Raw genomic sequence first — 20812 nt, 5'->3', positions numbered from 1 at the left:
TTGCGGCATGACAAACCCTCTGCTCTCTCCCAGCAAACTGCCGTTCGCTCTGCCGCCGTTCGCCGACATCGAACCTTCCCATTACACTGAAGCGGCAGAGGCGGGGTTCGCGGAGCATTTGGCGGAAATCCAAGCCATTACGGAGAGCCGTGATCCTGCCACTTTCGATAACACGGCGGTGGCAATGGAGCGCTCAGGCCAGTTGCTGCAGAGGGTTGCCGCCGCCTTTTTTACCCTCGTCTCTGCCGATGCTTCCGAGGAGATCCGGGAACTCGAAACCCGGCTTGCGCCGCTGTTCTCAGCACACCAGGACGAGGTGTTTTTGAACAAGGCACTGTACGAACGCTTCGCGGCCATCGGGACGGCCGGGCTTGATCCGGAGGCGGGCCGTCTCGTGGAGGAGTATCTGAAGGAATTCCGGCAGTCCGGTATCCAGCTGGATCACCCCGGACAGGAGCGGCTCCGCCAGCTCAACGCCGAACTGTCCAGGTTGGGCACAGAGTTCGGCCAGCGGGTCAAGGAAGGCATGAAATCCGCGGCGCTCCTGCTTGAGGATCCCGCGGACCTGGCGGGGTTGCCGGACGATGACGTGTCCGCTGCCGCGGAAGCAGCCCGGGCGGCCGGACACGACGGGAAGTTCCTCCTGACGCTGATCCAGCCGAGTAACCAGCCCGCCCTGGCCGCACTGGAAAACCGGGAGATCCGGCGCCGGTTGTATGAGGCGTCCGTGGCCCGCGGCAGCAGCGGCGGGAGCCTGGACGTGCTCGACCTCGCCCGGTCCATGGCGGCCCTGCGCGCTGAAAAAGCGGCCCTGCTGGGTTTTGCCAACTACGCTGAACTCGTGGTGGACCGCCAGACCGCACCTGATTTCGAAGCGGTCCAGTCCATGCTGAACCGGATGGCGCCGGCGGCGGACCGCAACGCAGATCGTGAGGCAGCGGCTCTCGCTGAGGCAGCCGGGCACCCCTTGGAAGCCTGGGACTGGGCGTTCTACTCCGCGAAGGTCCGCAGGGAAAAGTACGAGGTGGACGAGCAGGCCCTCCGGCCATACTTTGAGCTGGACCGTGTTCTCACCGACGGGGTTTTCTTCGCTGCCACGTCGCTCTACGGCATCACCTTCCACGAGCGGAAGGACCTTTCCGGCTACCACCCCGATGTGCGCGTCTGGGAAGTCCGAGAGGAGGACGGAAGGGCCCTTGGGCTGTTCCTCGGCGACTACTACACCCGGGGGACCAAACGGGGTGGCGCATGGATGAATTCCCTGGTGGAGCAGTCGGCGTTGCTGGGGACCATGCCCGTCGTTATCAACAACCTCAACATCTCCAAGCCGCCCGCCGGCGAACCTGCGCTGCTGACTCTCGATGAACTGCGAACCACCTTCCACGAGTTCGGACATGCCCTGCACGGGTTGTTCTCCGATGTCACGTATCCGCGGTTTTCCGGAACGTCGGTTCCGCGGGACTTTGTGGAGTACCCGTCCCAGGTGAACGAGATGTGGATTATGTGGCCGGAGGTGCTGGCCAACTATGCGAAGCACTACAAAACCGGGGAGCCGCTTCCGCAGGAGATTGTGGACAGACTGGATGAATCACGGCTCTGGGGTGAAGGGTTTGCAACTACGGAGTACCTGGGGGCGGCGCTGCTGGACCTGGCCTGGCATGTCCTCGGCAGCAGCGAGGTGCCTGAGGACGTCCTGGCTTTCGAGGACAAGGCTCTGGCAGCTGCGGGAATCGCCCATGCCCTGGTGCCGCCGCGCTACCGCACCGGGTACTTCCAGCACGTCTTCGCGGGAGCCGGTTACGCGGCCGGCTACTACTCGTACATCTGGAGCGAAGTGCTGGACGCCGAGACGGTGGACTGGTTTACCGAACATGGGGGCCTCACCCGGCCCAACGGCGAACGCTTCCGGCAGGAGCTGCTGTCCCGTGGAAACAGCCGCGACCCCCTCGAGTCCTTCAAAACCCTCCGCGGCCGTGAAGCCGAACTGGAACCCCTCCTAAAGCGCCGCGGCCTCGAGTAAAGCACTACTCCCCTGCAAAAGGAACGACGCCGGTCCCCCACCTGAAAAAGGCGAGGAACCGGCGTCGTACATAAAACATAAGGCGACCGCTTAGAGACGGACGGAGTTATCCGGCAGCGCGCGTAAAAGGGCCCCCGCGCCCCAGCCAGCTACAAAAGCTGCCAGGGAAGCGCGGGGAATAGCGCGCAGAGGATGGCGCCGTCCGGCGCCCCACAGGCGCCAGCCCCTGGACGAGCGATTTACCAGCCGCGCTCGGCGAGGCGGTGGGGCTGGGGGATCTCGTCGACGTTGATGCCCACCATGGCTTCGCCGAGGCCGCGGGAGGCCTTGGCGATGACGTCGGGGTCATCGAAGAAGGTGGTGGCCTTCACGACGGCGGCGGCGCGCTGGGCGGGGTTGCCGGACTTGAAGATGCCGGAGCCGACGAACACGCCGTCGGCGCCGAGCTGCATCATCATGGCAGCATCGGACGGGGTGGCGATGCCGCCGGCGGTGAACAGCACCACGGGCAGCTTGCCGGCAGCGGCGACTTCCTTGACCAGTTCGTACGGGGCCTGCAGTTCCTTGGCCGCCACGTACAGCTCGTCCTCGGGCAGCGCTGCAAGCTTGGCGATTTCGGAACGGATCTGGCGCATGTGCCCGGTGGCGTTGGAAACGTCACCGGTGCCCGCCTCGCCCTTGGACCGGATCATCGCCGCGCCCTCATTGATGCGGCGCAGCGCCTCACCAAGGTTGGTCGCGCCGCAGACGAAGGGAACCTTGAAGTTCCACTTGTCGATGTGGTTGACGTAGTCGGCCGGGGTGAGGACCTCGGACTCGTCGATGTAGTCCACGCCGAGGGACTGCAGGACCTGCGCCTCGACGAAGTGGCCGATCCTGGCCTTGGCCATGACCGGGATGGACACAGCATCGATGATCTGGTCGATCATGTCCGGATCGGACATGCGGGACACGCCGCCCTGGGCGCGGATATCGGCCGGAACGCGTTCCAGCGCCATCACAGCAACGGCACCGGCGTCCTCGGCGATGCGGGCCTGTTCGACGTTAACGACGTCCATGATGACGCCGCCCTTGAGCATCTCAGCCATGCCCCGCTTCACGCGGTTGCTGCCCGTGACGCTGTTCGCGGACGAACCGGCCTCGCTGCTTACATCAGGTGTAGACACAAAAACCCCTATGGGTAGATAGATGACATTCGCCGGGTATGCAGGGCGGCAGGAAGGTGCCATATCTGCAGACTCCGGGTTGCCGGATCCATTGACCGGGCAGTACCAATACTAGTCTCACCGCGCCCGGGCGGCTTAATTGGTGTGCTAATCGGCAGGGGTTGGTTCCGCAAGGGCCTGGCGGCGTACGGCCACCATGCGCTGGACCACCGTGATGAAGCTGGCAAGGGCCAGGAGTACGAGCGTTGCGAGCAGCACCACCTGCGGCAGCCCGAGGCCGGTAAGTCCAGTGACGACCAGCACGGACACGAGCCGTTCGGCCCGTTCTGCTATGCCAATGTTGGCTGTGAAACCCAGGGACTCCGCCTTGGCCCTGGCGTAGGAGACCACCATGCCCAGGACGAGGCAGACGGTGGCTGCCATGGCGATGGGAACGTTAGCACCACCGGTGAAGAACCACACGGCCACGCCGGCGAAGAGCGCGCCGTCTGCAATCCGGTCCAGGGTGGAGTCGAGGAAGTTGCCCCATCGGCTGCCCACCTCCTGCATCCTTGCCATGATGCCGTCCAGGACGTCGGAGAAGATAAACGCGGTGATGAACAGTGTCCCCCACCAAAGCTGCCCCAGCGGGTAGAAGACGAGGGCTCCCACCACCACCCCGGCCGTGCCGGTAATGGTCACCGCATCCGCTGAGACACCGATCCGAAGGAGCCAGCGGGCAAGGGGGGTGAACAGGGCGGTGAAGAACTTGCGGGCGTGCTTATTCAGCATCCGTCTCCCCGGGCCAGGCGTCAGCGACCTGTTGGCGGACCTCGTCCAGGGTCTGCGTGATCGCCTTGGTCTGGGCGATGATGGGGAAGAAGTTCCCGTCACCGCCCCAGCGCGGAACGATGTGCTGGTGCAGATGCGCGGCGATGCCGGCGCCGCCCACCACGCCCTGGTTCATGCCGAGGTTGAACCCGCCGGGGTTTGATACTTTCCGCAGGACCCGCATGGCCGTCTGGGTCAGTTCGGCGAACTCCGCCGTCTCCTCAAGCGTCAGGTCGGTGTAGTCGGGGATATGGCGGTAGGGGCAGACCAGGAGATGTCCAGGGTTGTACGGAAACAGGTTCAGCACAACGTAACAGGTCTTCCCCCGGTGGACGATCAGCGCATCCTCGTCGGTCCTGCCAGGCCCGACGCAGAAGGGGCAGTCGTTTTCATTTTTGAACTGGTGCTGGCCGCCTTTGATGTAGGCCAGGCGGTGCGGAGTCCACAGGCGCTGGAAAGCGTCCGGGACACCGGCGAGGTCAAAGTCGTCGGTAACGCCGGCATCGTCCGGATATCCTGCGCCTGTGTTCTCCTGCACGGTGCTGTTCCGTTCCGCTAGCTGGTCCGGTTACGGACGGCTTCCGTGATCCGCTTGATTGCCTCGGCGACTGGCACCCCGTTGTCCTGGCTTCCGTCGCGGAAGCGGAAGGATACGGCGCCTGCCTCGGCGTCGTCGCCGCCGGCGATGAGGACAAACGGTATCTTGTCCTTGCTGGCGGTGCGGATCTTCTTGGGGAACCTGTCCGAGGTGGTATCCACTTCTGCCCGGATGCCGGCGGCCTTGAGTTGGTCGACGACGTCGAACATGTACTCGTTGAACGCCTCCGCCACCGGGATACCCACCACCTGGACGGGAGCAAGCCAGGCGGGGAAGGCGCCGGCATAGTGCTCGGTGAGCACGCCCATGAAGCGTTCGATCGAGCCGAACAGTGCCCGGTGGATCATCACCGGCCGCTGGCGGGTGCCGTCAGCGGCCTGGAATTCCAGTTCGAAACGCTCAGGCAGGTTGAAGTCCAGCTGGATGGTGGACATCTGCCAGGTGCGGCCCAGGGCGTCCTTCGCCTGCACGGAAATTTTGGGGCCGTAGAACGCCGCTCCGCCCGGATCCGGAACAAGCTCCAGCCCTGATTCCTGGGCGACTTCGGCGAGGGTGCGGGTGGCTTCCTCCCAGGTGGCGTCATCACCTACGTATTTTTCAGGATCCTTGGTGGAGAGCTCGAGGTAAAAATCGTTCAGCCCGTAGTCCTTGAGGAGGCCAAGGACGAAGTTCAGCGTCTTGGTGAGTTCGTCCTTCATCTGCTCGCGGGTGCAGTAGATGTGGGCGTCGTCCTGGGTCATGCCGCGGACCCGGGTGAGGCCGTGCACCACACCGGACTTCTCGTACCGGTAAACGGAACCGAATTCGAACAGGCGCAGGGGCAGCTCGCGGTAGGAACGTCCGCGCGAACGGAAGATGAGGTTGTGCATGGGACAGTTCATCGGCTTCAGGTAGTAGTCCTGTGCCGGCTTGCGGATGGTGCCGTCGGCGTTGAGTTCCTCATCAACCCGCATGGCGGGGAACATGCCTTCCTTGTACCAGTCGAGGTGGCCGGAGACCTCGTACAGGTGGCCCTTGGTGATGTGCGGCGTGTAGACGAACTCGTAGCCGGCTTCGACGTGGCGCTGCCGGGAGTAGTCCTCCATCTCCTTGCGGATGATGCCGCCCTTGGGGTGGAACACCGGCAGGCCTGAACCGAGCTCGTCCGGGAAGGAGAACAGGTCCAGTTCGACGCCGAGCTTGCGGTGGTCACGGCGCTCGGCTTCGGCGAGGCGTTCCTGGTAGGCCTTGAGTGCCTCCTTGGTGGGCCATGCAGTGCCATAGATCCGCTGCAGCTGCTGGTTCTTCTGGTTTCCCAGCCAGTAGGCGGAAGAGGAACGGGTCAGGGCAAAAGCGTTGGAAATCATTTTGGTGTTGGGCAGGTGGGGGCCGCGGCAGAGATCGCACCAGACGGTGGTCCCTTCCTTGCGCTCAACGTTGTTATAGATGGTGATGTCGCCGGCGCCCACCTCGACGTTTACGCCTTCGCCGGCTTCGGCGGCCTCGTTTTTCTTGCCCAGGAGTTCGAGCTTGTAGGGCTCGTTTTTCATTGCTTCGCGGGCCTCGTCCTCGGAAACCACCCGCCGGACGAATTTCTGGTTCTGGTTGACGATTTTGAGCATCATCTTTTCGAGGGTTTTGAGGTCCTCGGGGGTGAAGGGCTCGGCCACGTCAAAGTCGAAGTAGAAACCGTCGGTGATGTAGGGACCGATGCCCAGTTTGGCGTCCGGGCGCAGCTGCTGGACGGCCTGGGCCATGACGTGGGCGGTGGAGTGCCGGAGCACGTTGAGGCCGTCGGGGGAATCGATGGTGACGCCTTCGACGTCGGCGCCTTCCGGAAGTTCCTGGTCCAGGTCCTTCAGCTCGCCATTGACACGGGCTACAACAACATCACGGCGCTCAAAGAAGAGTTCCGCACCGGTTGTCCCGGTAGTCACCTTGGTCTCTTCGCCATCGACGAGAAGGGTGATCTGCTGGGCATCTGACACGGGTGTCTCCTATTCAAAGTTAAGGGCTTCATAGCTTGTGGCATACGGGGACCACAGCCAGCCACCGTCAATGCTATCGGGTCAGCAGAGGGCCGACCAACGCGGCGCACGGCAGGATCAGCCGTTAAATCCCGTGATGGCCAGGCTCCTGCTGATTCCATCCAGGGGATGTGGGCCGACCGGAGCCAAGGCCTCCGAATCCGGGAAGGGCAGGGTCCCGGTCTGGCTGAGGTCCCAGGCCATGCTTGCGCTGATGCTGATTCCCCGTGGTCCTGTCCTCCGGGTGGTGCCGCGGATCAGCAGCATTCGGGTTCCGAAAAGGAGCAGGCCGGCTTTCTCCTGGGCCTCATGGAAGAAGACCGAATCGATGCATCCAGTGCCGTCATCGATGCTGATGAACACTACCCTCCTGCCGCCGCGCATGGGGGGTGTCTGGGTGGCCACGCGCACTCCGGCCACCAGCACTTCGGTCCCGTTGCGCAGGCCCAGGAGCTTGTCCGCGGTGGTTACCCCCAACCTGTCCAGCATGGGCCGGTGGCTGTTTATGAGGTGGCTGCTGACGTCAACAGCCAGGAGGTCCAGTTCTGCCCGGACATTTTCAATGAGGGTGGGTTCCGGAAGTCCCGGCTTGACGTTGCGCAGTTCAACATCGCCCAGGGGAAGGGACAGCTGCCCCTCGAGGACCTCGACGCCTTTCCGCCCGCCCGCCGTGCTCTGGAGCTGTTGCAGGTGCTGAACGAGGTCTGCCCGGTTGGCAGTGCCGCCGGCCTCACGGTGCAGGGAATCAAAAGCTCCCAGCTGTGCCAGGCGTTTGATGCTGGGTTTGCTGAGCCGCGAGCGCGCGCGGAGGTCTGCGAGTGAGTCATAGGGCTGGCCTGCCACGATCCTTTTCAGTTCGGTGGCTGACAGCCCGTAGATTCCGTTCAGGCTCAGCCTGATTCCCAATTTTCCTGCATCGGGTCCCTGCCGAACCCGTTCCACCCGGTACTCCCCCTTGCTGCGGTTGATGTCCAGGGGAAGGATGGGGATTCTCATCCTTCTGGCTTCGGCCACCAGCAACCGTTTGGGGTACATTCCGGGATCGTGTTCCCACAGTCCGGCCAGGAAGGCTTCGGGGTGATGGGTCTTCAGCCAGGCGGACTGGTAGGTGGGTACGGCGAAGGCAGCTCCGTGGGCTTTGCAGAAACCGAAGCTGCCAAAGGCCTTCAGGGTCCCCCAGACGTTGTCCACTACTTCCGGGGAATAACCCTTTTTCCGGGCTTCCCGGCGGAAGAACTTCTCAACAGCCAGTTCCTGGACCTCGTTGCCCAGGGCACGCCGGAATTCGTCAGCCCTTGCCAGGCCGCAGCCGGTCATCACATTGAAGGTTTTCAGGATCTGTTCATGGAAAACCGTCACCCCGTGGGTTTCCGCAAGGACGGGCTTCAGGTCTGGGTGGGGGTATACCTCGGGTGCGAATCCATGCCGGTGCTCAAGGAAGGGCCGGACCATGTCGGATTTCATGGGCCCGGGCCGGAACAGGGAAATGTCGATGATGAGGTCGTTGAACTCCCGCGGCGCCAACTTGCCGATCAGCTCGCGCTGCCCTGGTGACTCGATCTGGAAGCAGCCCAGGGTATAAGTACTCCTGATGAGTTCAAAAGTTGCCTCATCATCAAGGGGAATGGCGTTGAGGTCGATGTGCCCGTTTTCAGCTATGTAGTCCGGGCCTGATCCGTCCTGCCCGGAACCATGCTTACCGGCTTCCACTACTTCCTTCTTTGAAGGGTGGATCCGGATGACTTCCCGGACCGCAAACGCCATGGCACTTTGCATCCTGACTCCCAGGACATCGAGCTTGAGCATGCCCATGGGGTCCATATCGTGTTTGTCGAACTGGCTCATGGGCAGTCCCAGTCCGCTGGGCTGTACCGGGGTGCGGTCCAGCAAGGTGGCGTCCCCCAGGATCACCCCACAGGGATGCATCGAAATATGCCGCGGCAACCGGTCCAGGCGTTCCGTCAGGTCCACCAGCAGGTCCAGCTGCTGGTTTCCGTGGGCATCGCGCTGTTCCACGCGGCCTGCAAACTCCCGCAGTTCAGGTTTTTCCTGCAGCGCCTCCCGGAATTTCCGGGCGGAGAACCGCCACATCTGTTTGGCGATGTCCCCCACATCGCCATCATCCATACCCAGGGCCATGCCCGCGTCCCGGACTGCCCCTCTTGCCCGGTATCCGTTCTGCATGCTCATCAGCGTGACCCGCTCGGAACCGAAGCGTTCGAAGATCCGGCGGTAGACGTTATGGCGTTCGGCGCTCTCGACGTCGATGTCAATGTCCGGCAGGGTGGCCCGGTCCCGGGAGAGGAAGCGTTCGAAGATCAGGTCATGCTGCAGTGGATTGACCTGGCTGACGTCGATCAGGTAATTGACCAGGCTTGAGGCACCTGATCCGCGGGCTGCTGCCCTGACCCCCATGTCCTGGATCATGCGGGATACTTCGGCAACGGTAAGGAAGTAGGAAGAAAACCCCAGGTTCTGGATAATGCCGAGTTCGTGCCCGAGCCGGTGGTGCATCTGCTTCTCACTGCTGCCCGAAAGCCCCGGGAACCGCCTTCCGATTCCCGCCTCGCAGCGTTGCACCAGTTCAAGGTGCGGATCCTGGCTGATCCCGATTACGGAGGCTTCCGGCACGACGGGCTGCTTCCAGCCCATATCGGTTTCGGGGTCCATCCTGCAGAGATCGGCGAGCGCCTCGGTTTGTGCGATCAGCTGCTTGAGGTCTGCTGCACCGTATCCGGCGGCGGAGATAATTTCCCTGCCCAAATTCAGCATCTGGCCGGCGGATTTCAGCCAGCCCTGGCCGTTGGGTTGCAGCATTGGTTCCTGGGCCAGCTCCGGCAGCGATTTCAGGGTCCGGGCTGAGTCAAGGACATCGGCCGTGGCAGCGCCGTCCTCCGCGCAGTACCTCACAGCGTTGCTGAGGATGGCCGGAACGTGATGCTCTTCCGCGAGCTTGAGCATGCGGACGGCATGCGACGTACTTAGAGGTGCTCCCGGGGCGCTGAGCTGGGAGACGATTTCGGTGACCACTGTTGCCGGGGGCATGGCATCAAGCCATTGCTTGAAGAGCGTCCGGGGCCGCAGGTACCGGCGGCCTCCCATGGCACGCCCGACGTCGGAATCCGGCCCGATCAGGACCATCAGCACGGGTTTGAGGGTTTGCGGGTCCAGGGTACGGGAAGCAAGTTCCGCCCTGGTTACAGCCACGGGCACGGTTCCCCCGGACTTGCCCGAAGTGCGGGCGTGGGCATCGGACACCAGCCGGCACAGTGCACGGTACCCTGCACCGTTGTTGTTGCCGCGCGCGAGCACCACCACGCGGCCTGCCAGCTGGGTGCGGTGATCGCCGTCGTCGTCATACACCGCCAGGTCCACACCGACTATGGGATCAATGCCGGCGTCCATGCAGGCTTTGAGGTGCTTGATTGTTCCGTAGAGCCCATCACGGTCAGTGCAGGCGAGCGCGGTTGCCCCGTCAGCAGCGGCGGCCTGGGCCAGCTCCTCAGGCCAGGACACGCCATAGTGGGCACTGAAGGCAGTAGAGACGTGGAGGTGCGTGAAGCTCATGCTGTTCGTGGGCGAAGGGCGTCATGGATCCGCAGCAGCCGCCACCGGCCGCTGCGGATGTGGCGGGTCAGATCAAGAGTGAGCGGTTCATCCTGACCATTGCCCGCAGCGGAAGCTGGACCTGAGGGAAGCACCTGAACCCGCCAGATTTCATGGTCAACCAGTCCGGGCCCGGTGCCCAGCGGTGCACGGCTTTCTTCAGCCCACCACTGCCGGCGCTCGTACCATCGGACCGGCTCGGCGCAGACTGAATAGGACCGCCCTGCCCATTGCAGGCTCACCGGCTGGCCATCCTGGTTGCAGGCAACATCCACGGATTCACTGAACATCCCCATGGGCACCTCCCGGCCAGAGCAAGAAACTCGAACACATTCGAATATGTGTTCGAATATTTCAAGTCTAAGCCAGCGGCGGCACAAATCCTAGGCGGGGGTGGACGGACTGATTCGCAGGGAGCAGGATTGTGCCATGAGCACCCATGACGCACTCCTCAAACAGGTCAGCATCAAGGCCCAGGACTCCACCCTCGTGGCTACTTTCGACATCGACGGCAATATCCCCGGGTCCGGCGCCTATGTGGTGGGGCTTATGGCAGCCAGTCCGGACTACTCATCCCAACGGCGTTTGGGTATTGAATTCATGAACGGGGAGGCGATCGCCTTTTTCTCGTTCAATCACGAACAGAGCACGGAAGAGAACTACGATCTTTCGGGCGTCACACACTCCGGCAACACCATCACCGGGCATTTCCCGCTCGCTGCCATCAACGGGCTCGGCCAGGGGCACGTCATCACCGGCTTCAGCGAAGCGGACGGCAGGGAGTTCCAGTCCAATGTTCCGGTGGAGGAGAACCTGTAAACAGCTGGGCTGAAACGGCTCAGCTGTTCTCTTTGTGGACCCGGAGTTCGAGTTCGATAAAGCCCGAGATCATGGCACGGTAGGTGGATTCCACGATGTCCGGGTCAATGTCTTTCTTGGCAGCTGCGGAGCGGACGTGCTCGATGACCCGCTCCACCCGGCCCGGGGCACGGACCTCGGCGTCGTCACCCTTGAGGGTTCCGGCAATCCGGATCAGCCGCTCACGGCGGGCAATAAGGGCAACTATCTGGTCATCCACTTCGTCAACGGCAACCCGGACGGCAGCGAGCTGTTCCTTATCGGCCAGGGCGTCCCGATCATTCCCTTGAATTGTTGCCATCCTCTGACAGTATCGAACCATGCAGCCCAGAGTCGACTTCATTTCACTAGGCGTCCGCAGCGTTCCGGTATCCCGCACCTTCTATGTTGAGGGCCTTGGCTGGCCGGTCCACCGTGAGTTTACGGGGGATGTGGTGTTCATCCAGGTGAACCACGGCCTGGTGCTGTCACTGTGGGACGTTCGCCAGATGCAGGCCGATGCCGGGGTCTCCGAACCCGGCCCCGTCCCCTGCATCACGCTCAGCCACAACCTGCCAAGCACTCAGGATGTGGACCGGGTCATGGATGAGGCGGCCGCAGCGGGAGCCGCCATCATTGCTGAACCCATCACCCAGCCGTGGGGCGGCTACAGCGGCTATTTCGCGGACCCGGACGGCTTCCGCTGGGAGGTGGCGTATAACCCCGCATGGGCAGTGGACGACGCCGGATCGGTTACCCTTTAGCCCTCCGCTCAGCGGTCCGGGGACCTGCAGGCCAGGGCCTGAAAATTGGTTAGGCCTAGAACAGGGCTTCCACCGGGCGGATCAACTCCGGGCCGTTATTGCGGACATTACCCACCTCTTTGCCCACTGATTCAACGCGCCAGTCCGATGCCACGTCCTTGACCCCGGACCGGACCAGGTCAACCAGCGCCGCCGCGTCATCGGCCTGCGGGTCCAGCCAGGCCTGCATGGTGGCCTTGTCCATCGGCAACGGGACGCGGTCATGCAGCGCGGTCAGCTTGCCGAAAACGGTGGCTTCAGTGCCGGGGGGCGGGGTGTCGGCGGTCAAGATGGACGTGGAAAGCATCCACCCGCCCGGTTCTCCCGCAGGCCGGCCGGGATCCTTCCACCATTCATAGAGCCCGGCAAAAACCAGGCCCCGGCCTTCACCCGGGTGCACGTAGTAGGGCTGCTTCGCTTTCCCGGAGCCCTGCTTCCATTCGTAGTAGCCATCTGCGGGCACCGCACACCTGCGTGATTGGACAGCCTTGCGGAACGCCGGCTTTTCCAGTACCGATTCGCTTCGGGCGTTGATCATCCGCGAGCCGATGCCCGGGTCCTTGGCCCACGACGGAACCAGCCCCCACCGGGCCACGTGAAGCTGACGCACCTGCCTGGGCTCCGCACCCTCATCAATCAAGCGCTCCAGGACGATGGGCACATCGTCAGTCGGCGCAACATTCCACGACGGCGGGATGCTCACCTCATCCTCAAGTTCAGCGTCAAACTCTGCCAGGAGGTCCCCCACAGCACGTGCCATCACATAGCGTCCACACATGGCTCCAGCATGCCATCGGCGGCAGAAGCTGTCATCCAGGGACGCTGGAGGCGCACGAAGCCGGGAATACGCGGCTTTCCACTACCGTTGTCGGGAAGGAACCTCGACTCATAGGAGAAACTTATGGACTTCACTCCCGAATCCGGCACGATCACCATGTTTTCCACCACCTGGTGCGGCTACTGCAACCGGTTGAAGAAGCAGCTGGACTCGCAGGGCATCGGCTACACCGAGATCAACATCGAGGAAGTGGAAGGCACCGCCGAACTTGTGGAGCAGCTCAACGGCGGCAACCGTACGGTGCCCACCGTCCTGTTCCCGGACGGCACCGCGGCCACCAATCCTTCCGCTGCCGAGGTCAAGTCCCGCCTCGCGGCCTAGTCAGGCCCCCAGGCTGCTGAAGGCAGCGGTGCCCAGGGTGGCGTGGCCGGCATAGGCGGCCAGCAGTGCTTCCTCCACGGCGGCGACGTCCACCCCGGGCACAAGGTCGTTGACGGCTCCCGCCGTAGCGGGGTCCCACTGCAGCCCCAGGGCTGCATAGCTGTCGGTGAGGACCTTGCGGATGGGGGCGGAGTTCTCCACCACAATGACCGAGCTGAACAGCCAGCCGCCGGAGACCACCCGCTGTGCCGTGCCCACCAGCTTCACCGGCGGGCCGCCGGCGGGACCCGAGCCGTGCACACTGTATTCCCCCGGGCAGTACTCACCGGGGATTTCCCCTACAGCCGCCCGCACCCCTACGCTCTGCAGCGTTTCGGCAAACAGCTTCCCGAAGTATCCGAACCTGCTTTTGGAGCCGGCGATGGCGTCGGCGTCCGGTTCGATGTGATCCACCACGAGGGTTCCTTGGTGGTATGCGGCCGCGCGCCCTCCTGCGCGGCGGACCAGCGGCTCAAATCCGTTGTCGCGGCAGGCTTGGGCGGCTGCCTCGAAGCCGGGCAGCCGGGTGTCCCGCTGGCCGAAGGCGACGGTGGGGGCAGGACGGTACAGCCGCAGCGTGGGGCCGATGCTGCCGGTCCTTGCCTTGGCCAGGAGCTCCAAACCGAACTCCAGGTCCCGGGCCGCCCCGAGCGATGCCTCCTGCCGCACCACTGTGAGTGTGCGGTGTCCCGGTCCGGCCTGGTGCATGGTGCGAAGCTCCCTTTAATATCGTGCAGTTCCTTGGTGGCGCCGCCGCACCGGCAGTGACTGGCCGTGGCCGGCTCAGGCTGATAGGCCTCTTTCCGCCGGAGGCGCATTGCAAGCCTTTCGGCGGACAAGCCAAGCCTAGGGTACGCCGCAACCCGGTCCGTCAGGTCCTGCGCACGGTCAGGATCTGCTCTGCCCGGCCGAAAGGGCCCTGGAGGTCGTGCAGCACCGTTGACGTCAGGCCGATGCCGTCCCGGCCAAAAGAGACGGCGTTGTCCAGCCCCAACCATTCCCCCGCCGGGCGGCGGTACATGTGGATCTGCAGGTCGAGGTTGGGGAACGCGTAGCTGTCCTTCCCCGGCGGCACCCGGGCGGCGATGCCGTTGGCAGTGTCCACCAGCCCCATCAGCCGGGCGAGGTCGCCGCTGTCAGCGCTGTCCGTCAGGGGGTGGTCAGTGCGCAGCCATACCTTGCCGGCGCCCGGCCGGTGCCCTTCCGCCACGCGCATCTCCAGCGAACGGATGTAGCCGCCCGGCCACACCGCCGCGCCGTCGTAGGGCTTGCACTCCTCGGGTCCGGGTATGCCGGCGTCTTCCACTGCGGCCACGTCGGAGGTGTCGCTGGTGATCATCCGCCAGGCCGTGGCCCGGATGACCGTCCGGCCTGCGGCCACCAGCTCGGCCTGCAGCAGTTCAATGGTCCGTCCAGGCCGCAGGGTGGTGGTGTCAATGCGGAATTCGCCGCCGGGAATCAGGCCCAGAATCTCGTAGCTGAGCCGGGCCATCCGCATGTCCGTGCGCGGCTGGTGCCGTTCAAGGCTGTCAGCCATCAGCCCGGACGCAGGCGCCATGTGCTGCTCGTGGACGTTCCAGGCGCCCTGGGCGTGGATGGTGGACCGGAAGCGGCCACCGCCCAGGGATTGGTAGTAGAAATTTCCCTCGGCCAGTTCAGGCAGATCAGCGGACAACGTTGGCCCTTCCAGGAGATGTCAGTGAAGTGGCAATAACTCTATCGTTTAGCCCCGGAACCGCTCCTGGAGACGCTGGCCGACGCGGTGAAATGTTTGGAGCCCGGGACCTGTCCTCTGGGTAGACTCAGGAACTGGTCCTGTCAGCAACCCTCGGAAGAGGTGTTCCATGCGCGTCATCAGTTACAACCTCCGCGAGCACAAGGCGAGCGGAGAGCTCCTTGCCCTGGCCCGGAACCACGATATTGACGCGCTCTGCCTCCAGGAGGTGGATTCCAGCGACCTTCCGGAGACCCTGGGCCCGCTTCACCTCGCGGACGCCACCAAGGCGAACCGGCTCGGGCTCGCCATCTACTACCGCACCAGCCGGTTCACCGCCCTGGACACGCAGTCCTTTGCGCTGAAGAAGTCCATGCATGACAGGGTGCTGGCCCCGGCGCATGAACGCCTTATCGGCACCCGGGTGATGGACAACGAAACGCAGCATGAACTGGTGATCGGTTCCTTCCATGCCGCGCCCCTGACGGCCTCCAACTCGCTGCGGCGGAAGCAGATCCACGCGGCCCACGCCGAACTCCTGACCATGGGCAAAGGTTTGATGACACTGATGGTGGGCGACTTCAATTACCCGTTCTTCACCAAGAACCTGCATGTCCACATGAAAAATTCAGGCTACGCATTGTCGCTGAGCAACCGGCGCACGTACACCCGCTACAAGGTATTCAAGGGCCATTTCGACTTTGCCACCTCATTGGGGCTGGACATCACCAGCGTGGAGACCCTCCCGCGCGGGAACTCGGACCACCTGCCCATCCTGGTGACCGCCGAATACGGTCCGGACTACTGACCGGGCGTCCGGGCTAGGTTCCGGAGGCGAGCCGTTCCCGGAGGCCCGGCCATGCCGCCGCGAAACCGGGATGCAGCTCCTGGTGTTCCACATCAGCAAACGGAATCCACAGCAGTTCGATGCTCTCCGGATCGCTGATCACCGGATCAAACGGCTCCGTCACCAGCACCACCACGGTGGTGTAGGACCAGTAGCCCAGATCCAGCAACGACGTAAAGAGCACCTCGACGCTCTCCGGCGGCACCGCTGCTTCCTCAAACGCCTCACGCAGGGCGCCCGCTACGGCGTCCTCGCCTTCGTGCAGCGCCCCGCCCGGCAGTCCCCAGGTGCCGCCATTGTGGCTCCAGATGGCGCGGTGCTGCAGGAGCACGCCTTTGGCAGGGTCGTAGGCAAGCACCCCGGCGGCGCCGAATCTGCCCCAGTACCGGCCCCGTTCCCCTTCCACCCAGGCATCGCCGGGGTCGCGGGGGCCGGTGCGGACAGGCGGCGTGGAGGACTGTGTTGAAGCCGGGAAGTGATCCATCGCTCCAGTCTGACAGGTGGAGCGGCGCATCACACTGCGGCGCTACTGCCCGTTTCCGCGTTCGACGGCGAAATCACCGCCGGGATACATGACGGTTTCGTGGCCGTCGTCAAAGCGGACCAGGTATGGCGGGGTTCCGCCCTGGCCGCGGACTTCGAGGATCACCCCGTGCCGGTCCGTTGCACCGACGGTCCTTCCGTGAACGATGATCCTGTCGCCCTGTGCTGCCTCCATGGCTATCACCTCCAGCCCCAGATTACGACTGTCTGCCTCCGGGGAACAGGGCCGGAAAGGGCCAATCCGAACCGGCAGCATGGCAGGATTTCCCCATGCCGCTGAATCTTCTCCTGCTCGCCGATACCCACGTGCCCAAACGCGCCAGGGCGCTCCCCGCGCAGGTGTGGGCCGCCGTCGGGAATGCTGACGTGGTTTTCCACGCGGGCGACTGGGTGACGGTGGACCTGCTGGACGAGCTTGAGCGGCGAAGCCGGCGGCTGATCGGCGTGTACGGCAACAACGACGGCGCCGGCCTCCGCGCCAGGCTGCCCGAAACGGCAACCGCAACGCTTTACGGAGTCCGCTTCGCCATGGTGCACGAGACCGGCCCGGCGAAAGGCCGGGAGGCACGGTGCGGGGCGCTCTACCCGGATGCTGACGTGCTGGTCTTCGGGCACAGCCACATCCCGTGGGACACCACAGCCCCTGGAGGCCTGCGGCTGCTCAATCCCGGCTCACCTACAGACCGGCGCCGCCAGCCTGCCTGCACCTACATGACGGCGGCGGTGGACTCCGGCGGCATCACGGAGGTCAGGCTCGTCGAGGTTCAGCGGGACTGAACGGGGGCTGGGCCAGGAACACGGAGCGGGTTGGCAGGGACGGGCTGATTGCCTAGGCTGGAACGGTAAGCATGCTTAGCTTTCTCGTGTTCCACTCCGATCCAACAGGAGGACCACCATGACAGACCAGTACACCTTCCGCAATCCGGTCACCGCCTACGAGACAATTTCCCCGCCGAAGCAGGACCAGCCCGAACCCGGCCTGGACGCAGAGCTGGAACCCAAAGCGGACCTCGGTGAGAAAACCTACCGCGGTACCGGCCGGCTCGAAGGCAGGAAGGCAATCGTGACTGGCGCGGACTCCGGTATCGGTGCAGCCACAGCCATCGCCTTCGCCCGGGAAGGGGCCGACGTCGTCCTGTCCTACCTCCCGGAGGAGGAAGAGGACGCCGCCCGCATCGCAGGATTCATCGAAGCCGCCGGCCGCAAGGCCGTCAAGGTGCCCGGCGACCTGAAGGACCCGGTGCTTTGCCGTGAAGTGGTGGACACCGCCGTGGCCGTGCTGGGCGGAGTGGACATCCTGGTGAACAACGCCGGGAAGCAGGTGGCCCAGGAGGAGCTGACCGACATCACGGACGAGCAGTTCGACCACACCCTGAAGACGAACGTGTACGCCATGTTCTGGCTGACCAAGGCTGCCCTCCCACACATGCCGCCGGGCTCCACCATCATCAACACCACCTCCATCCAGGCTTACAACCCATCACCCACGCTGTTGGACTATGCCACCACCAAGGCCAGCATCAACAACTTCACCAAGGGACTGGCCCAGCAGCTCGCGCCCAAGGGCATCCGCGTCAATGCCGTAGCCCCCGGGCCCATCTGGACTCCGCTGCAGGTCAGCAGCGGCCAGCCCAAGGAGGAACTGCCGGAGTTCGGACAGTCCACTCCCCTGGGCCGTGCAGGCCAGCCGGCCGAGCTCGCCCCGGCGTATGTCTTCCTGGCCTCGCCGGAGTCAAGCTACGTCGTCGGGGAAACGCTGAACGTCAACGGCGGCAGCCCCTCGCCGTAGCCCGGCGCTGCCGGGTATGTTCGACGGCGATGCCCTGCGCAGGAAGCGCAGGCACCGCCGTCGGCTCTTTTGTTCGAAATTCTAGGTCGCGTCCTGGCCCGCCAGCAGCTCATCAGTCGCGGCGTCCGGCTGTCCGTCAAAAAACTTGGCCAGGACGGTCTTGAAGACGGTTTCGCCGGGTGCCGCGCGCAGGAACAGCGTCATGGACGAGTGCAGCTTCCGGGCATCGATGCCGCCCAGGATGTCCTCTGCGGTGCGGCCTGCATGGTTGGTAAGGGCCAGGGCGCAGTCGAGCAGCCGCGGGCCCAGCACCTCATGGTCCAGGTACTCCCGGGCTTCAGCGAGGGAGCTGATGGCGTACCGGCGGGACATGTCGCTCTGTCCCAGGCCGGCGAGCTGGGGAAAGATGAACCACATCCAGTGGCCGGACTTACTGCCCATCTGCAGTTCCGCCAGTGCCTGGTCGTACGTTCCGCCGCTGTCCTGGGCGTGGACGAATCGTTCAAGGTCAAAGGGTCCGTTCATGGGTGTCTCCTTGTGGTGGGGCTTCGGGTTCTGAATGGTGTTCAAGATAGTCCGCTGCGCGGCGCAACTGGCTGTCCGGGTCCGTCCGCCAGCGGGCGAGGACGACATTGGCACGTTGCCGCCCGTGTCCGTCAAGCCGTGCCAAAAACGGCGCCACAACATCGGCCAGCAGGGGGCCGGCCAGTTCTTGGGTCGCGGCAGTCCGCAGGAAGCCCTCAACCCGGGTCAGGTCCGTGTGGCGCAGGAGTGACACTTTGGACTGCAGCAGGACGACGGCGGCGAGGCGGCGTTCATATACGGCCCTTGAGCCGGGCCGTGGCTGGCCCCACAGCGCGGACGCGAGCTGCATAACGCCGTCGTGATCAAAATCCTTGAACTTGCGCAGGGCGTCGCGGACCGTTCCCCGGACAGCGCCCACTGAAGAACCGTAGGAGGCCAACCGACCGCCGAGCCGGGCCTCGACGTCGTCCGCCCGGTACCAGGAGCCCTCATTCTGCAGGGTGCGGTCAATAAATGCGGCGGCAGCCGCCACCTGCTCCCTGCCGCTGGTCATCGGCGGCCTGCCGCGGCGTGCCGGATGCAGAACGGCGTCCACGGCCTTGCCTCCAGCCTGCCCTCGGCAATGGCTTCACCGCAGACGGCGCAGGTGCCGTAGGTGCCGGCGGCGATCCTGGCCAGGGCTGCGTCTACCTGGTGGAGCCCGGCACTGCTCTGCTGCAGCAGGGCCGAAGCCTGGGACAGCTCGAAGGCGATGGTGGCGCCTTCGGGGTCATGCTCGTCATCCACATTCGAGTCCTGCCGGGCCGAGTTTGCCGAGGCGATGTCCTCGCGGAGGGCCGGGAGGAGAGCAATTTTGCGCTCCCGCTCCTCCTCCAGCAGGATCCGGAACCTTTCGTAGTCAGGCATGGCAAAAGCCTACGCGGGGTCAGTGCCTGTTCCCCGTCACCGGAGCAGTTCCAGGCCGTGCCTGCCACGCTGGGCCCCGGTTGCCTGGCCGAATTCCGGAGCCTTCCTTCCAGCCCGATATCCTCCTGCCGCGGAATCCCAGGGCGGCCTGTTTCACGCCGAGGTTATAGGTCTGTGACAAAGAACACGAGCCACATCTCCGGCGCGCCTATCTCGCAAGGTCAGGCTGGGGTGCTGCAACCCTCCAGTCGTTTGCGGAATGCGGTAGAAGCACCTCGTATGTTACCCAAACGTGACAATGGGGCCCCGCACGGGTTAGGGTCTTCAGGTGTCCCTCCCAGACGGGACATTCCCCTCAGTATGCCGAGCCCTGCCACTGACCCGGGAACCAACGCTCTTCAGCTGGCAGGGACGGGGGAACCAAGTTTCCGCGGCCTCATATGAGGCCTTGGGGTTAAGTCGATAGCACCTCCGCTTTTTCCGGATGTGCTCCCGGCCGGGTATCTCCAACCCGAACCCGACAGCTCACCCCGCAGGCATGGGAGAGGCGATCAACCGTGTCAAAAAATTCCATCACCGCCCGTCACCGCGCGACTCCGGCCCGCTCAATCGCGCTCCAGGGTTTGGCTGTGTCAGTCAAGTCCCTTGGCCGCCCGGCGCTCGCCGTTGCAGCAGCATCCGGCATTGCCTTCGGTGTCGGCGCCCCGGCCCACGCAGGCGTAACCGGTCCGGACACCACCGAGACCACTAACACCCAGGCTTACGCAGCACCGGCTGCTGCAGTGGCCGCCCCGGCAGCAGCCGCAGCCAACGTCCACACTGTTGTTTCCGGCGATACCCTCGGTGCCATCGCGGCAGCCCACGGCGTAGCCCTGAACGACGTCCTGGCTGCCAACGGCCTGGCGATCACCGCCATCATCTACCCCGGCGACCAGATCCAGATCCCCGGTGCCGGCTCCGCTGCAGTTGCTCCGGCCGCCGCCCCGGCTCCCGCCAAGGCTGCCGCTCCTGCCAACACCGGCATGAACCTGTCCTACGCCTCCACGGCTGCCGTACCTGCTCCGGCTGCACCTGCCCCGGCAGCTCCCGCAGCCACCGGCACGGGCACCGGCGCAGCCATTCTGGCCAACGCCTACGGCCAGCTGGGCGTCCAGCAGGACTGCACCGCCATGGTGGAGAAGGCACTCCGCGCAGTTGGCAAGAGCGTTGGCGACCTCGCTCCCGGCCAGTTCTACCAGTACGGCACCACCGTTGCCACCCCGGCTCCCGGTGACCTGGTTATCACCGCAGGCCACGTTGGCGTCTTCGCCGGCAACGGCCAGGTTGTCAGCGGCGGCGTGGACGGCTTCAAGACCGAGGTCCACTCCATCAGCTGGCTCGGCGGCGCTTCCTTCGTCCGCGTAGCGTAGTCACACCACCCGAACAGGGGCGGCAGACGGGATTA

The 20812-nt window shown here is 64.4% G+C and carries 23 protein-coding genes and 1 riboswitch; of the genes, 8 read left to right on the top strand and 15 right to left on the bottom strand.

Annotation, left to right across the window (positions count from 1 at the left end):
- Window positions 1–7 precede the first annotated feature (7 nt).
- Window positions 8–2020, top strand: a complete 2013-nt coding sequence (locus tag AC5RVN_RS04060; RefSeq protein ID WP_494137147.1) for a M3 family metallopeptidase — start codon at window positions 8–10, stop codon at window positions 2018–2020.
- Window positions 2021–2259: 239 nt separating this feature from the next.
- Here AC5RVN_RS04060 and pdxS read toward each other — a convergent pair whose 3' ends face one another.
- From pdxS to AC5RVN_RS04030, 6 genes are all read right to left on the bottom strand, one after another.
- Window positions 2260–3186, bottom strand: coding sequence for a pyridoxal 5'-phosphate synthase lyase subunit PdxS (gene pdxS / locus AC5RVN_RS04055; RefSeq protein WP_494137146.1), 927 nt, complete (start codon window positions 3184–3186; stop codon window positions 2260–2262).
- A gap of 147 nt (window positions 3187–3333) precedes the next feature.
- Entirely contained in the window at window positions 3334–3957 is a 624-nt protein-coding gene (gene pgsA, locus AC5RVN_RS04050; protein WP_494137145.1) for a phosphatidylinositol phosphate synthase, read from the bottom strand.
- Window positions 3947–4534, bottom strand: a complete 588-nt coding sequence (locus AC5RVN_RS04045; protein WP_494137144.1) for an HIT family protein — start codon at window positions 4532–4534, stop codon at window positions 3947–3949. Before AC5RVN_RS04045 ends, pgsA begins: the two co-directional genes overlap by 11 nt.
- A 17-nt stretch (window positions 4535–4551) precedes the next feature.
- The gene (gene thrS, locus AC5RVN_RS04040) at window positions 4552–6561 is read right to left on the bottom strand and encodes a threonine--tRNA ligase (RefSeq protein ID WP_494137143.1); all 2010 of its coding nucleotides are present in this window, start codon (window positions 6559–6561) and stop codon (window positions 4552–4554) included.
- Window positions 6562–6678: 117 nt separating this feature from the next.
- Window positions 6679–10167: a DNA polymerase III subunit alpha gene (locus AC5RVN_RS04035; RefSeq protein ID WP_494137142.1), complete on the bottom strand. Its 3489-nt coding sequence runs from the start codon at window positions 10165–10167 to the stop codon at window positions 6679–6681.
- Window positions 10164–10502, bottom strand: coding sequence for a DUF6504 family protein (locus tag AC5RVN_RS04030; protein WP_494039821.1), 339 nt, complete (start codon window positions 10500–10502; stop codon window positions 10164–10166). The genes AC5RVN_RS04035 and AC5RVN_RS04030 overlap by 4 nt, the downstream gene beginning before the upstream one ends.
- Window positions 10503–10635: 133 nt before the next feature.
- Here AC5RVN_RS04030 and AC5RVN_RS04025 point away from each other — a divergent pair, with 133 nt between their 5' ends.
- Window positions 10636–11025 (top strand): hypothetical protein, encoded by a 390-nt coding sequence (locus tag AC5RVN_RS04025; RefSeq protein WP_494039822.1) that lies wholly within the window; start codon window positions 10636–10638, stop codon window positions 11023–11025.
- Window positions 11026–11044: 19 nt separating this feature from the next.
- On the opposite strand, the gene AC5RVN_RS04020 is transcribed toward AC5RVN_RS04025, so the two are convergent.
- Window positions 11045–11365 (bottom strand): chorismate mutase, encoded by a 321-nt coding sequence (locus AC5RVN_RS04020; RefSeq protein ID WP_494039823.1) that lies wholly within the window; start codon window positions 11363–11365, stop codon window positions 11045–11047.
- 19 nt (window positions 11366–11384) lie between these two features.
- Here AC5RVN_RS04020 and AC5RVN_RS04015 point away from each other — a divergent pair, with 19 nt between their 5' ends.
- Window positions 11385–11807: a VOC family protein gene (locus AC5RVN_RS04015; protein ID WP_494104869.1), complete on the top strand. Its 423-nt coding sequence runs from the start codon at window positions 11385–11387 to the stop codon at window positions 11805–11807.
- Window positions 11808–11862: 55 nt separating this feature from the next.
- Here the strand turns inward: AC5RVN_RS04015 and AC5RVN_RS04010 are convergent, their stop codons facing one another.
- Window positions 11863–12624 carry an SOS response-associated peptidase gene (locus AC5RVN_RS04010; RefSeq protein ID WP_494039825.1) on the bottom strand — a complete coding sequence of 254 codons (762 nt, stop codon included), beginning with the start codon at window positions 12622–12624 and terminating at the stop codon, window positions 11863–11865.
- 123 nt (window positions 12625–12747) lie between these two features.
- Here AC5RVN_RS04010 and AC5RVN_RS04005 point away from each other — a divergent pair, with 123 nt between their 5' ends.
- Window positions 12748–13005, top strand: a complete 258-nt coding sequence (locus AC5RVN_RS04005) for a mycoredoxin (RefSeq protein ID WP_494039826.1) — start codon at window positions 12748–12750, stop codon at window positions 13003–13005.
- Here AC5RVN_RS04005 and AC5RVN_RS04000 read toward each other — a convergent pair whose 3' ends face one another.
- Complete coding sequence (locus AC5RVN_RS04000) at window positions 13006–13752, bottom strand: lipoate--protein ligase family protein (protein ID WP_494039827.1); 747 nt, start codon at window positions 13750–13752, stop codon at window positions 13006–13008.
- A 163-nt stretch (window positions 13753–13915) separates the two neighbouring features.
- Window positions 13916–14719, bottom strand: coding sequence for a thioesterase family protein (locus AC5RVN_RS03995; protein ID WP_494137141.1), 804 nt, complete (start codon window positions 14717–14719; stop codon window positions 13916–13918).
- Between the two features lie 169 nt (window positions 14720–14888).
- Between AC5RVN_RS03995 and AC5RVN_RS03990 the strand changes: the two genes are divergently transcribed.
- Window positions 14889–15566 carry an endonuclease/exonuclease/phosphatase family protein gene (locus AC5RVN_RS03990; RefSeq protein WP_494039829.1) on the top strand — a complete coding sequence of 226 codons (678 nt, stop codon included), beginning with the start codon at window positions 14889–14891 and terminating at the stop codon, window positions 15564–15566.
- 13 nt (window positions 15567–15579) lie between these two features.
- Here the strand turns inward: AC5RVN_RS03990 and AC5RVN_RS03985 are convergent, their stop codons facing one another.
- Both AC5RVN_RS03985 and AC5RVN_RS03980 read right to left on the bottom strand, forming a co-directional pair.
- Window positions 15580–16089, bottom strand: coding sequence for an NUDIX domain-containing protein (locus tag AC5RVN_RS03985; protein WP_494039830.1), 510 nt, complete (start codon window positions 16087–16089; stop codon window positions 15580–15582).
- A 42-nt stretch (window positions 16090–16131) separates the two neighbouring features.
- Window positions 16132–16323 (bottom strand): DUF1918 domain-containing protein, encoded by a 192-nt coding sequence (locus AC5RVN_RS03980; protein ID WP_494039831.1) that lies wholly within the window; start codon window positions 16321–16323, stop codon window positions 16132–16134.
- Window positions 16324–16418: 95 nt separating this feature from the next.
- On the opposite strand from AC5RVN_RS03980, the gene AC5RVN_RS03975 reads away from it, so the two are divergent.
- On the top strand, window positions 16419–16925 hold the full coding sequence (locus AC5RVN_RS03975; RefSeq protein WP_494039832.1) for a metallophosphoesterase family protein: 507 nt from the start codon (window positions 16419–16421) through the stop codon (window positions 16923–16925).
- 118 nt (window positions 16926–17043) lie between these two features.
- Window positions 17044–17937, top strand: coding sequence for a glucose 1-dehydrogenase (locus AC5RVN_RS03970; protein WP_494039833.1), 894 nt, complete (start codon window positions 17044–17046; stop codon window positions 17935–17937).
- A gap of 81 nt (window positions 17938–18018) precedes the next feature.
- On the opposite strand, the gene AC5RVN_RS03965 is transcribed toward AC5RVN_RS03970, so the two are convergent.
- Genes AC5RVN_RS03965 through AC5RVN_RS03955 form a run of 3 tightly spaced genes read right to left on the bottom strand, consistent with a single transcriptional unit; the run spans window position 18019 to window position 19368 of the window.
- The gene (locus AC5RVN_RS03965) at window positions 18019–18462 is read right to left on the bottom strand and encodes a DUF1810 domain-containing protein (RefSeq protein WP_494039834.1); all 444 of its coding nucleotides are present in this window, start codon (window positions 18460–18462) and stop codon (window positions 18019–18021) included.
- Entirely contained in the window at window positions 18446–19015 is a 570-nt protein-coding gene (locus tag AC5RVN_RS03960; RefSeq protein WP_494137420.1) for a DNA alkylation repair protein, read from the bottom strand. The genes AC5RVN_RS03965 and AC5RVN_RS03960 overlap by 17 nt, the downstream gene beginning before the upstream one ends.
- Window positions 19012–19368, bottom strand: coding sequence for a TraR/DksA family transcriptional regulator (locus tag AC5RVN_RS03955; RefSeq protein WP_494039835.1), 357 nt, complete (start codon window positions 19366–19368; stop codon window positions 19012–19014). The genes AC5RVN_RS03960 and AC5RVN_RS03955 overlap by 4 nt, the downstream gene beginning before the upstream one ends.
- Window positions 19369–19750: 382 nt before the next feature.
- Window positions 19751–19922, top strand: a riboswitch (cyclic di-AMP (ydaO/yuaA leader).
- A 3-nt stretch (window positions 19923–19925) separates the two neighbouring features.
- On the opposite strand from AC5RVN_RS03955, the gene AC5RVN_RS03950 reads away from it, so the two are divergent.
- The gene (locus tag AC5RVN_RS03950; protein ID WP_494137140.1) at window positions 19926–20777 is read left to right on the top strand and encodes a LysM peptidoglycan-binding domain-containing protein; all 852 of its coding nucleotides are present in this window, start codon (window positions 19926–19928) and stop codon (window positions 20775–20777) included.
- The last annotated feature ends 35 nt before the right edge of the window (window positions 20778–20812 follow it).

This window comes from Arthrobacter sp. sptzw32 (assembly GCF_059089735.1).
Note: the sequence above shows the minus strand (reverse complement) of the source record. Positions and strands in the feature narration are given on the sequence as shown.